Source organism: Paenibacillus sp. 7516 (genome assembly GCF_002272715.1).
Classification (GTDB): domain Bacteria; phylum Bacillota; class Bacilli; order Paenibacillales; family Paenibacillaceae; genus Paenibacillus; species Paenibacillus illinoisensis_A.
Genome location: NZ_NPBI01000021.1, coordinates 146,229 through 159,519 on the forward strand (window position 1 = coordinate 146,229; position 13,291 = coordinate 159,519).

The 13,291-nt window shown below is 46.6% G+C and carries 11 protein-coding genes; 10 read left to right on the forward strand and 1 reads right to left on the reverse strand.

Annotation, left to right across the window (positions count from 1 at the left end; translation table 11 throughout):
* Nucleotides 1–92: 92 nt before the first annotated feature.
* From CHI14_RS19140 to CHI14_RS19175, 8 genes are all read left to right on the forward strand, one after another.
* A complete protein-coding gene (locus CHI14_RS19140; RefSeq protein ID WP_095290385.1) occupies nucleotides 93–2,345 on the forward strand; it encodes a stalk domain-containing protein in 2,253 nt (750 codons plus the stop codon).
* Nucleotides 2,346–2,713: 368 nt separating this feature from the next.
* A complete protein-coding gene (locus CHI14_RS19145) occupies nucleotides 2,714–3,178 on the forward strand; it encodes a Fur family transcriptional regulator (RefSeq protein WP_095290387.1) in 465 nt (154 codons plus the stop codon).
* Between the two features lie 2 nt (nucleotides 3,179–3,180).
* Entirely contained in the window at nucleotides 3,181–3,438 is a 258-nt protein-coding gene (gene yidD, locus CHI14_RS19150; RefSeq protein ID WP_095290389.1) for a membrane protein insertion efficiency factor YidD, read from the forward strand.
* Nucleotides 3,439–3,871: 433 nt separating this feature from the next.
* Nucleotides 3,872–5,902: a methionine--tRNA ligase gene (gene metG, locus CHI14_RS19155; protein ID WP_095290391.1), complete on the forward strand. Its 2,031-nt coding sequence runs from the start codon at nucleotides 3,872–3,874 to the stop codon at nucleotides 5,900–5,902.
* Between the two features lie 362 nt (nucleotides 5,903–6,264).
* Nucleotides 6,265–7,203, forward strand: coding sequence for a metal ABC transporter solute-binding protein, Zn/Mn family (locus CHI14_RS19160; protein ID WP_249281172.1), 939 nt, complete (start codon nucleotides 6,265–6,267; stop codon nucleotides 7,201–7,203).
* 56 nt (nucleotides 7,204–7,259) lie between these two features.
* Nucleotides 7,260–8,018, forward strand: coding sequence for a metal ABC transporter ATP-binding protein (locus CHI14_RS19165; protein WP_095290554.1), 759 nt, complete (start codon nucleotides 7,260–7,262; stop codon nucleotides 8,016–8,018).
* 46 nt (nucleotides 8,019–8,064) lie between these two features.
* The gene (locus tag CHI14_RS19170) at nucleotides 8,065–8,868 is read left to right on the forward strand and encodes a metal ABC transporter permease (protein WP_095290395.1); all 804 of its coding nucleotides are present in this window, start codon (nucleotides 8,065–8,067) and stop codon (nucleotides 8,866–8,868) included.
* Between the two features lie 44 nt (nucleotides 8,869–8,912).
* A complete protein-coding gene (locus CHI14_RS19175) occupies nucleotides 8,913–9,626 on the forward strand; it encodes a cytochrome c biogenesis CcdA family protein (protein ID WP_095290396.1) in 714 nt (237 codons plus the stop codon).
* 135 nt (nucleotides 9,627–9,761) lie between these two features.
* On the opposite strand, the gene splB is transcribed toward CHI14_RS19175, so the two are convergent.
* Nucleotides 9,762–10,832, reverse strand: a complete 1,071-nt coding sequence (gene splB, locus CHI14_RS19180) for a spore photoproduct lyase (protein ID WP_095290398.1) — start codon at nucleotides 10,830–10,832, stop codon at nucleotides 9,762–9,764.
* 218 nt (nucleotides 10,833–11,050) lie between these two features.
* Between splB and mntR the strand changes: the two genes are divergently transcribed.
* A complete protein-coding gene (gene mntR, locus CHI14_RS19185; RefSeq protein ID WP_095290400.1) occupies nucleotides 11,051–11,479 on the forward strand; it encodes a transcriptional regulator MntR in 429 nt (142 codons plus the stop codon).
* A gap of 213 nt (nucleotides 11,480–11,692) precedes the next feature.
* Nucleotides 11,693–13,291 (forward strand): family 10 glycosylhydrolase, encoded by a 1,599-nt coding sequence (locus CHI14_RS19190; protein WP_095290401.1) that lies wholly within the window; start codon nucleotides 11,693–11,695, stop codon nucleotides 13,289–13,291.

Sequence of the window (13,291 nt, forward strand, 5' to 3'; positions counted from 1 at the left end):
TTAGCAACTTTTCCCGGTGACAAGCGTCTAATAGTATGACTTTTTGAGGGGGATATTAATAAAATGGGAGCAGAAGGAGCCAAAGAAAAAGAATGAATTTGAAGAAGAAATTGTCTATCCTTACCGCTTTAGCTGTTTTTCAGGCGTTTGCAGCCATTCCTGCGAATGCACTGGCAGCTGATCAGAGCGATTCGACACCAGTGAATACAGCCAAAGTTAAATCCGTTGAGGTTATTAAGAAAGAACAAACCATAGCGGAATCCGAAGTAAAAGATCAATCAGGTACACAGACATCCGATAACGATACAACGGAGGAGACGAATCCTGAATCCACAGATTCATCGGGTACGGACGTTACTCCAGTTGACCCTGCAGCTCCTGCTGATTCTGAAGATACAGAAGGTACAGAGGAAGAAGCGCCAGCACCTACACCTGTAGAGGTTGAGCAGCCTTCCACTAGTAGTCAGTCCGGCACTGCCGGTGGAGACCTGACGCTGTACATGAACAGCAATAAAATGGTGCAAGATGGCAAGACATACCTTGCCGGACAGCCGATGGCTGTCAAAAATGGTGTATCCTATGTAGCGATCCGCGCGCTGGTTGACCGAGTTGGCTATGATGTGAAGTACGACAACACGACCAAGGAAACGATTATTATTAGCGGGGAAGATGAGCTGCGTTTCAAGACCAACAGCAAAATCTATACCGTTAATGGTGAAGCAAGAACGATGAAGGGCGCTGCTTACCAACAAAAGAATACGTTTATGGTGCCGCTGACTTCAATTACACAGGCACTCAACATTACTTATACAGTGAACCAATCCGCCAAAACGGTGGTATTGAAGCTGAGTACCAAACCGGTAGCCAGTTTCACGGTACCCAAAGAAGTTTTTGCCGGTGACAACGTAACATACACAACAAAATACAGTTCTCCCAAAGGACTGGACATTGTGGATGAGCGCTGGACTGGCCGTCAGGATTCGTTCGACCAACCAGGTACATATACGGTAACGTATGCTGTCCAGGATTCAAGCGGTCAATGGAGTGATCCTTACTCTGTAACAATCCAGGTCCAAAAGCCAAATCTTCCTCCTGTAGCGATGTTCACTACAGACAAGGAAGAGTACAAAATGGGTGAAAAGATCACCTACATTGATCAAAGCACAGACGACGAAAATGCCATTGAGACAACAGAATGGGACAACAACGCACTGGCATTCTTTGTTCCAGGACCGAAGACCATTACGATTACAGTTACAGACAAACATGGTCTGAGTGACAGCTATTCCAAAATCATTAATATCACGGGAGAAACGTTGTACACTCTTTCCGATTTCAATCAATTGTTCACACCGGTTGGTGGGAAGTTTACCTTCAATGGTGGAGAAGTACCTGCCATGGAGAAAGTTCCATACACTTACTATGATGAGCAGAGCATTCTGATTCGCAGTAACAGTCCGGAAACGGTCAACAGCGAAGGAATTGTCTACAAGGAATCTTCGATTGGACAAACACGTTTTATGATTCACCACGTGAATAATACAGGCAAAAACGTAAAAATGTACGTTGTGGCTACTAACAACAATATGTATCCGGCAACCTTGGAGCAGCAAAACATGGGCTTCGCGGGTCCATCTCCGTTTGCTACCGTTGCTGGGAAATTGTCGATTGACCGTTGGTTCCAATCCATGCAGGAAGGCACTGGCAAATTGGACGTTGTCCTGCAGCCTGGAGAGAGCAAACTGATCCTCACGGAACTTAGTGCTCTACCGATGAAGAAGGGTCAAGTAATCTCCCTGTACTCCGATGTATTCAGCGATTACAGACTGGATTACAACATTATTATGATTGAAGAAAACAAAGATCCGATGGAAGTATGGTCTACGCTGCCCGTACTGGATCGTGACGGTGTTCACAACCGGGGAACTTACCCGAATGCAACACGTGTCATCACGTATGATCAAGAAGTAGGTGCGAAGCCTTCCCGTCTGCCGCTTGGTGACAATGCAAGTGATCCAAACTTGGTCGGAACAGACCCGATGGCCTACACAGATGCTTCCAACGCCGGTAACTTTGGTGTGCTTTATAAAATTACACTGAATAACGTAGCACCGCGTACGCTGATCTCGTTCAACCCTCGTGGTGGTAAATATTCGGGTGTGGCACTTGTTAACGGCCAGGTTGTACAAATTTCCGAGGGTAAATCCTTGAGTGCTCCTAACGAGCAAAGTGTACTCTATCGCACAGGCTCTTATGGTGAGAGTGTTACCATTCTGTTCTCAGCAGCACCAGGAAGCAATCTTCCTGTAAATCTGCTGTTCACCCCGCTTCCGGCTGAGAAGTAATCTTGACCAGGTAACAAGGAACGGACGGTTTGGAGTGAAAGCTTATATTTCATATACCCGATCACCCCAAAAGTCGCCCGAAGAAATGATCTTCTGAACCGTCAGAGAAGGACTCCATGTGAATGGGGTCCTTTTTAATGAGCTGACGTGAACAGTGAGCTAGTCGTTTCGTTGACTCTAATCCGAATTTGAGGCATTATTAGAATTATAATAACAAGCATGGTATCAGCGTTGCATAATTGTAATTCCCATGAAGTCCAATGGGAAGCATCTGGACGAATAAACCTTAGTAATCCAGCTTTTTGCTAATTTGGATTTGCTCTTAGGATGTATGCATAATGCTTGTATGACAGGAGGTGCTTGAAGTCATGCTGTCGACAGAACAGATTATTAATACCATGTCCTCACAGGGACTTCGCATTACGGATCAGCGGAAGACACTGGCCCGGTTATTTGCCGAATCTCCTGGGTATCTTACACCCAAGGACGTCTATGAATATATGGGTAAGACTTACAGCGGACTGAGCTTTGACACGGTATACCGGAACTTGCGTGTCATGCAGGATTTGGGTGTGCTGGAGCAGGTCATTTTTGAAGACGGTGTAAAATTCAGAGCACATTGCAGCGAAGACCACCATCACCATCACATGATCTGTCTGAAATGTCAGAAGACCTATCCGATCGTTTTTTGTCCGATGCAGCTGGCAGATGCTCCAGAACAGTTTCAGGTTGTGGATCATAAATTCGAAGTGTTCGGATACTGCAAAGATTGTGCAGAATACGCTCCAGCGAAAGTGTCCACTGGGCATTCACACAATCACGGGAAACACTAACCATGAAGCTATCCCGCAGAGTGGCACAGGCGCCGATTCGGGTATATCGAAATTATATTTCTCCCTTGAAACCACCTACATGTCGCTTCTATCCGACTTGTTCGGCATACGCAATGGAAGCGATCGAGGTTCATGGCGCAATCAAAGGCTCGCTGCTGGCTGCCAAGCGTATCGCTAAATGCCATCCGTTTCATCCCGGTGGTGTTGATCTGGTTCCGCCAAAGACAGAAAAAACGATTATGGTACATGATGAGGGATGAAGGTGGAGTCATGAACAGCATGATCGGATGACAAGGTCGTAGTTGTACTGCTGCCGACTTGACAAAGAGGGCAGCAGTTCAGTATATTTTTCGTATAATGATTTCCAGTGAAGGGATAAGTACAGACACACCCCCAGTGCAGAGAGCCGGATAAGCTGAGAACCGGTCTGGGAGGAGGATGGAATATGGTCCCGGAGGAACCTCTTTCGAGCGTGCAGACGTGTATGTAGACGCTGTCGTAAGGCTGAGGCGTGATCCAGCGTTAATGGGCGGTCGAAGGACCGGCAGAGCCTGTGTTTTGCAAAAAGCACGGGGAATTTGGGTGGTAACACGTGAGATCTACTCTCGTCCCATAGGGGCGGGAGTTTTTTGTGTTCTTTTTTAGCTAAGAACGCAAAAGCAAGCATGACATATGAAGGAGGAGAAGTCTTTCATGACTGATCAAAAAACATTTTATCTGACGACGCCGATTTATTATCCGAGTGACAAATTGCATATTGGGCATGCCTACACAACGGTAGCTGGAGATGCAATGGCTCGTTACAAACGTCTGCGCGGTTATGCAGTGCGTTACCTGACAGGAACCGATGAGCACGGACAGAAAATTGAACGCAAGGCTCAGGAGAAGGGGCAGACACCACAGGCATTTGTAGACGACATCGTTGTAGGCATCAAGGAGCTGTGGAACAAGCTGGATATCTCCAATGACGATTTCATTCGTACAACGGAAGAACGTCACAAAACAGTTGTACAGGATATCTTTGATCGTTTGCTTAAACAGGGAGATATCTATAAGGGTGAGTACGAGGGCTGGTACAGCATTCCAGATGAAACCTACTACACGGAAACCCAACTGGTTGATGTGGAGAAGAATGAGAAGGGTGAAATTGTCGCTGCCAAAAGTCCGGATAGTGGACACCCGGTAGAACTTGTCAAAGAAGAATCCTATTTCTTCCGCATGAGCAAATATGCAGATCGTTTGCTGAAATATTATGAAGAGAATCCTGGTTTTATTCAGCCGGAATCCCGCAAGAACGAGATGATCAACAACTTTATCAAGCCCGGTCTGGAAGATTTGGCTGTTTCCCGTACAACGTTTGAATGGGGCGTTAAAGTCAAAGGCGATCCGAAGCACGTCGTATATGTCTGGATTGATGCATTGTCCAACTATATTACGGCTCTCGGCTACGGTTCATCCGATTCATCACTGTATGACCAGTTCTGGCCTGCAGATGTTCATCTGGTAGGTAAGGAAATCGTTCGTTTCCATACCATCTACTGGCCAATCATGCTGATGGCGCTTGACCTGCCTTTGCCGAAAAAAGTATTTGCGCATGGCTGGTTATTGATGAAGGACGGCAAAATGTCCAAATCCAAGGGCAATGTTGTAGATCCAGTGACTCTGATTGACCGTTACGGCCTGGATGCATTGCGTTATTATCTGCTGCGTGAAGTTCCATTCGGTTCGGATGGTACGTTCACTCCAGAGAGCTTTGTAGAGCGCGTGAACTCGGATCTGGCCAACGATCTGGGGAACCTGCTTAACCGTACGGTAGCGATGGTGGATAAATATTTTGAAGGCAAGGCACCTGCATTTACTTCGGGTGTAACGGAATTCGATGCTTCACTGGAAGAAGCTGGCCTTGCAGCGGTGGATAAAGTGGAGCAGGCGATGGAAAATCTGCAATTTTCCGTTGCACTGACTGCGATCAGCCAATTTGTTAGCCGGAGTAACAAATATATTGACGAGACACAGCCTTGGGCTCTGGCACGCGATGAAGCGAAACGGGATGAACTCGCATCCGTTATGTCTCACCTGATCGAAAGTTTGCGTATCGCTTCCATCTTGCTGCAGCCGTTCCTGACTCGTGCTCCGCACAAAATCTGGGAACAGCTCGGTATTCAGGAAGGCGAACTTACAGCTTGGGATACGTCTAAGCAGTGGGGTGTAATTCCAGCGGGTAATGCTCTGCAAAAGGGTGACCCAATCTTCCCTCGTCTCGACTCGGAACAGGAGATTGCGTATATTGCTGAAGCCATGACCGGAGGCAAAAAAGCGGAACCGCAAGTGGACGGCACACAAGGTAATGCTGGCGATTCTGCGCAAGCTTCCGAACCCGTGACTGCACCTGAGGGCAAGGAAGAAATCGGCATAGACGATTTTGCCAAAGTGGAACTGCGTGTAGCACAGGTTATCGCCTGTGAACCAGTTAAAAAAGCCGATAAGCTGCTGAAATTGCAGCTGGATCTCGGTTATGAGCAGCGTCAGGTCGTATCGGGGATCGCGAAGTTCTACTCCCCGGAAGAGATGGTTGGACGCAAAGTCATTTGTGTAACAAATCTCAAACCGGTAAAATTGCGCGGTGAGCTGTCCCAAGGTATGATTTTGGCGGCATCTCATGGAGACCAATTAACACTGGCTACGGTACCGGACAATATGCCTAATGGTGCACAAGTAAAATAAATTTTGCTGAACATGTAGTCAGGTGCTTGATTATATGAAGAATGAAGGTGACCCGATGCTATCGGGTCGCTTTTTTCTTTCCTCTTGATTGCTCCGCTAATAACGTAGGAAAACAAGCATATACTGTTATGAACTCTGCGCTCCAGGGGAGAATAAATAGGACCCGACCGCTTGACAACCACGTCTAGGTTACCTATAATTCTTTCAGTAATGTTTACGATTAAGAGATGCGGAGTGAAGTAATAGTGAAATGGTATAATGAAACAACTCAAACCAAGAGTACCCGGATACAGCATGCTAGCAAGAGTGGCAAAACCAGAACCAAATGGTTATGGAGCGGCTTGCTTATTCTCAGTTTGCTCATGTTGTCGGCGTGCGGACAAAGTAATTCGGAAAGTGCCAAGATCGAGGAAGGCAAAGTGAATGTTATCACGAGTTTTTATCCTGTATATGCATTTACAACGGCCATAGGTGGCGAAGACGCAAACGTTATTAATTTGCTGCCAACCGGCGTTGAACCCCATGACTGGACGCCAAAGAGCCAGGATATTGTAAACACCTCCAAAGCACAATTGTTCCTTTACAACGGTGCAGGCCTTGAAGGATGGGTACCTAACTTTCTCAAGTCCCTTAACAGCGATAGCCAAGTGAAATCTGTGGCTGTAAGTGATGGAGTGAGCTTGCTGACTGCTGAAGGTGATGATGGGCATAACCATGGAGAAGAGCATGAAGACGAACACGCAGAAGAAGCAGAAGGCTCAGAGGACGTTGCAGATCATCACGTGGACCCTCACACATGGGTAAGTCCCAAGTCAGCTATCGTGATGGCTGAAAATATCAAAAACAGTCTGGTCGAAGTAGATCCTGATCATCAGGATGGTTACGAACAGCGCTATGAGGAACTTCGCACCAAACTCGAAGCGCTCGATCAGCGCTTTACGGACGAACTATCCAAAGTTTCCAAAAAGGAAATTGTTGTGTCCCATCAAGCATTTGGATATCTTGTACGTGATTATGGTTTAACCCAGCATGCCATCATGGGACTATCCCCGGATGCCGAACCAACAGGTCAGGATATTGTGAATTTGTCCAAGCTTGTGAAGGAAGAGGGAATCAAGTACATTTTCTTCGAAGAGCTGGTCTCCGACAAATTGGCCAAAACACTCGCTGGCGAAGCCGGTGTAGAAACGATGGTGCTGAATCCGGTTGAAGGGCTTACCAAGGAACAGGAAGCTAATGGGGATGATTATTTCACCCTGATGGAGAAAAATTTGCAAAATCTGCTGATCGCATTAAAATAAGATAGACTGAAGGATTCGTTTTGCAATCCTTATATATAATGAAGGGCGGCTTTGCCATGCAGCAAATCATGCCACTATGTCATGATCCAATCATTGAGATTGAGAAGTTATCTTTCTCTTACGGTGACCAGCGAGTGATCGAAAATCTTGATTTTATGGTCAAGGAACGGGATTTTGTCGGTATTATCGGTTCAAACGGAGCGGGAAAAACGACACTGCTGCGCATGTTGGTGGGACTGTTGCCTCCAGCGCAGGGGGATATCAAATTGTTTGGACAGTCGATCCGCAGATTCAAGGATTGGGAACGGATCGGCTATGTCCCGCAAAAAAATGCATTTAACCCATTGTTTCCTGCAACTGTGCGGGAAGTGGTCATGTCTGGATTGTACAACAATAAGAATATGTTCCGCCGGATGACGCGCAAATCGCAGCAGCAGTGCACGGACGCTCTGGAGGTTATGCGTATCGAGGATCTGGCAAACAAAAGGATTGGACAATTGTCCGGAGGACAGCAGCAGCGTGTGTTTTTGGCACGTGCGCTTATCAATCACCCGGATTTGTTGATTTTGGACGAACCTACAGTGGGGATTGATGCGGAGTCTCAAGCAAGTTTCTTTGAGCTCATTACCCATATGCATGAACACCACCGGATGACGTTCCTGATGGTTTCACATGATATGGACCGGATGGAGAACTATCTTGGTTCAGAAGCGGCTGCAACCAACGGGAAAATCAACTTTCATGTTCGTCATTCGCATGAGGTGGAGGATTGTGCCGAGACCAATTTGCAGCATACTACTGCCCTGGTACGATAATGATATTGTACAACTAGATTAGACAAGGCTGAAGGAGTCGTGTGTTTTGGAGATTTTAATGAGTGATTTTTTTCAGCGTGCACTGGCAGGAGGATTGCTGATCGGTATTACAGCTCCACTGATTGGACTGTTTCTGGTGCTCCGGCGTTTGTCCATGATCGGGGATACCCTATCTCACGTAACGATTGCCGGGGTTGCCCTCGGTTTTTTGATTGAGGTTTATCCGATTGCAGTGGGACTTGTTTTTGCTGTGCTCGCATCCTTTGCCATAGAGAAGCTGCGCAAGGCATATAAGACTTATGCCGAGTTATCCATTGCTATTATCATGTCAGGTGGCGTCGCGCTTGCTTCGTTGTTCTTTACACTGGGCAAAGGGTACAATACGGATGTAATGAGTTACTTGTTCGGCAGCATTTATACACTGGACTCTACCGACTTGAAGTTGGTTGGAGTGGTAACGCTAATTGTAGTCATCGTTGTTGCGCTGCTCCATAAGGAGTTCTTCCTGCTCAGTTTTGAGGAAGACGCTGCGGCAGTTACAGGTCTGCCTGTAAAATTGCTTAACATGCTGATTACGGTGATGACGGCTCTGGTGATTAGTACTGCGATTAAGATCGTGGGGGCACTGCTGGTGTCAGCACTACTGACCATTCCTGTAGCCGTAAGTTTGCTTATGGCTCGCAGTTTCAAGTCGGCCATTATTCTCTCAGTTGTTATCGGGGAGATTGCAGTAGTCATTGGTCTGGTGGTAGCAGGAATTTGGAATTTGGCTCCAGGAGCAACGATTGTATTATTGCTTATCATGATGCTGATTCTTACGATGATTGGAAAAAAAGGGTTCCGAGCCTGAAAAACGCGTGCAAGTGAGCCCCAGGGAAGGGAGACCACCGCTTCATGCCTGATGTTAATGTGTGGCTGGCGTTTGTCGCAGGATTGGCTTCATTTATATCACCGTGTTGTCTTCCACTGTACCCTTCGTATTTATCCTACATTACGGGAATGACAGTACAAAGGTTAAAAGACGATCGCAATCAGCGTGAAGTTCGGTTTAAAACGTTAACGCACACGCTGGCGTTTATTTTGGGATTCTCGGCAGTTTTTTACTCGCTTGGACTTGGAGCAGGATTGTTTGGGCAATTTTTCAATGATAACCGTGATTTGATCCGTCAGTTATCTGCCATCTTAATTATGCTCATGGGTTTATTCCTGCTAGGGGTATTTAAACCGCAGTTTTTGATGAAAGAGCGCAAGATGGATTTGAAATGGAAGCCAGCAGGGTACCTGGGCTCTTTTATTTTCGGGATTGGTTTCTCGGCAGGCTGGTCGCCGTGTATCGGTCCCATCCTGACAGCAATCATTGCGATGGCTGCGAGTGAACCGACAACTTGGCTGGCCTTGATCACCGGCTACACGGCCGGATTCGCCTTACCTTTCTTCATCCTTGCTTTCTTCATCGGTTCAACACGCTGGATCTTACGATACTCCAATGTGATGATGAAAGCGGGTGGAGCGCTGATGCTGTTTTTGGGTGTGCTGCTATTCACAGATCAAATGACCAAAATTACCATATGGCTGCAGCAGATTACACCCGATTGGATGATTATTTGAGCCAGGTATCAGTTAAGGCCATTTATCTTTTAATGTATGAAAATAAGCAAAGCAGGCTACATGAAGGCCAGAGCACATTCTGACCCATGTAACCTGCTTTTTTGATCGCCACTACCGTGGATATGATGTTAGTACTTAGGTGAAGTAATCAATGTTTGCTAACGGGAAGTGTTCAAAAATTTGCTCCGTGATGAATTCACGCAGTGCGTCCTGCTGGTCATCCTTGTACACATATTTATACTGCCCCCAACGGCCCCATTTCATTTTTCTTTTCTCGATGTCCATTTCGAGTTTGGTTTTGGGGTAGCGTTTCTCAATGGTTGCTTTTGCCGTTTTGGTAAATCGATGCTGAATCATTTCAAACGTCAAATCTTTCGTGGCATCTTCCGGGAGCGTGTCGGCAAGCTTCTGTAAAAGCTCCGCGTATCCTTCCTGCCATCCGTCATACCACATGATGGGGGCGATGATAAAACCTAACGGGTACCCCGCATGCGCTATTTTGCCTGCGGCTTCAATTCGTTCTTCAAACCTTGAGGTAGCAGGTTCAAAGTTCTTGATGACATAATCCGAATTGACACTGAACCGGATGCGGGTATGCCCGTTATGTTTGATATTTAATAAGGGGTCCACGTGATGATATTTCGTCACAAACCGCAAACGTCCGTATTCCTCATCCGCCATAAAACGGATCAGATCGCTCAAATTTTCGGTAATATGCTCGAGTCCTACCGGATCGGAAGTACAGGCTGCTTCAAACCGGGTGATTTCAGGTGCCCGTTCATCGATATAGCCTTTGGCCGCCTGAATGATCTCTTCAGTGTTCACATATACCCTGACATAGGGCTTGGCTCCAAGCGTGGTTTGAAGATAACAATAATGACAATGGCCCATGCATCCCGTTGAGATGGGGATCGCATATTCAGCGGAAGGTTTGGACTGATCAAATTTGAGTGTTTTGCGCACACCTACGACCAGGGTTCGCTTCGCCATCCGGTATTTTTCCTGCTCTGTTTCACCAGGCAGATTGGTGATGCGGTTATGGGAAGTCGTCATCTGATATGGAATTTCTTTGGACGTCACCCATTCCATGATCCGTTTGCCCTTCTCATATTCCAGCGCACCGGGTTCAAAATAGACCAAATCGGGAATAAAGGGTTTAGTACCTTTTGCTTTGCGAACCGGGGGCTGCGCTACACTTGTACTCACGGAATCACTCCTTTCAATACGACCTTGCTTAGTTTGCCTCACATGGGCACAAGTCACCCTTGCCAATACTTGCGTACCGGATCAGAAGCGCCCATGTGTTACAAAGGACATAGTGATTGATTCGTACAAGACTTGCCAATGCGTATTGATAACATGTATCATTATAAGATAGGGATCAGGCAAGAATATTGCCGGTCAGAGAGAAGAGAGGGAAGCAGATGCCAACGCCCAGTATGGAAGATTATTTGGAGCGTATATACAAATTGATTGATGAAAAGGGCTATGCTCGTGTGTCAGATATAGCTGAAGGATTGGAAGTGCATCCTTCATCGGTGACCAAGATGATCCAAAAGCTGGACAAAGACGAGTACCTGATTTACGAAAAGTACCGTGGGTTGGTACTTACTCCAAAAGGGAAAAAGATGGGGAAACGTTTAATGGAACGCCATCATCTGCTTGAACAATTTTTAACGACAATCGGTGTCCAGGAAGAGAATATCTACAAGGATGTGGAAGGAATCGAACATCATCTAAGTTGGGACTCCATTACCTGCATCGAGTCTCTGGTAGAATATTTCCGTCAGGACGAAAGCCGATTGCGTGATCTGCAAAATATTCAGGAACTCATGAGCAATACCGAATCCTGAGGCATCACAGGACTACTCCACAGAGTAGCCAAAAGAGCTGAAACTTCAAAAAAACAGAGGGTGTATCTTTGTCGTTGTAAATGGCAGAGAGACACCCTCTGTTTTTTTGTTGTCCATAATTTGGTGAATTATCGCAACTAACCAATCCTTTGGAGCGTCTATTAAACTAGCAGAATTTGCCGAGAATTTTAATGATGATGGAGGATTGTACTGATGAAGTTTCGTAATGGTTTGTTCCTGCTGCTCATTTTCGTGCTGAGTTTACAAACATCTGGGTTGAGTGCGCAGGCTGCTTCACAAAAAGAGATTGATATTTATCTCGATGGTCAACGTTTGGAATCCGATGTATCACCCTACATTCTGCCCAAAGTGAATGTGACGATGGTTCCGCTGCGTGTAATTAGTGAAGGATTGGGAGCGTCCGTCCTTTGGTCACAAGCTTCGAGAACCGTAACGATCAAAAAATCCGAATCGGTCATCACCATGACCAGTGGACGCCAGCAAGCGACGGTAGATGGTATCGCAGTCGATTTGGATGCATCGGTTGAACTGAAGAAGGGCCGTGTTATGGTTCCGATTCGATTCGTGAGTGAAAACCTTGGAATTACAGTGAATTGGAATCAGGCAGAACAGACGATTCGTTTGACGACAGGAGACGCTCCTACGCCAGACCCGGCTACCCCGGCAAATCCAGGAGGAACAGGCAGCACGCCAAGCACGGATGACATGCGTGGTGCATGGATCTCAACAGTGAACGGTGATTGGCCTTCCTCCAGTGCCAAAGGCAATGTGGAAAAGCAGAAGCTGGAGTACACTCAACAGCTGGATACACTCAAAGGCATGGGAATCAATGCCGTATTTGTTCAGGTTCGAGCCAATGCAGACGCCATCTATCCTTCAGGTCTTGTACCATGGAATAGTGTGCTAACAGGGACTCAGGGCAAGGATCCAGGATACGACCCGCTTGCTTTCATGATTGAGGAGGCTCACAAACGCGGTCTGGAGTTCCATGCCTGGTTTAACCCGTTCCGAGCAACCAACTCGGCGAGCACAACTGGACTTGCTGCCAATCATATTTCCAAACTGCATCCGGACTGGATCGTGAATGCATCTGGTAAACTTTACATTAATCCAGGAATTCCGGAAGCCAGACAGCATATCATCGACACCATTATGGAAGTGGTAAACCAATATGATATTGATGGTGTTCACCTGGACGATTACTTTTATCCTTCTAACGTAACGTTTAACGATGACGCTGCCTTTAAGGCCTATAACACATTGAATACCAAAGACCGTGCCGAGTGGCGACGTGATAACATCAATCAGTTTGTTAAACAGCTGGGTGAGAGCATCCACCAAGTAAAAGCTGGCGTAGAGTATGGAATCAGCCCTTTTGGTGTATGGCGCAATAAGGCAGTAGATATCACAGGTTCCGATACCAAAGCGGGAGTAACTGCCTATGACAGCATGAATGCGGACGTGCGTACATGGATCAAACAGGAGTGGATTGACTATGTCGCACCGCAAGTATACTGGAGCATGACGTTAAGTGCAGCACGCTATGACAAGGTGGTGGACTGGTGGGCAAACGAAGTGGCTAATACCGACGTTAAACTGTATATTGGGCACTCGCCTTATAAGCTGGGTACGCCTGAAGTGGGCTGGCAGACTTCCCAGGAAATTATTGATCAGCTCGTGTACAATGAGAAATACGATACGATTAAAGGCGATATTTACTTTAGCTCGCAGTATTTGACGAAGAATCCGCTGGGCTTGATTGCGAAATTAAAAGCATATTACGGACTTTAG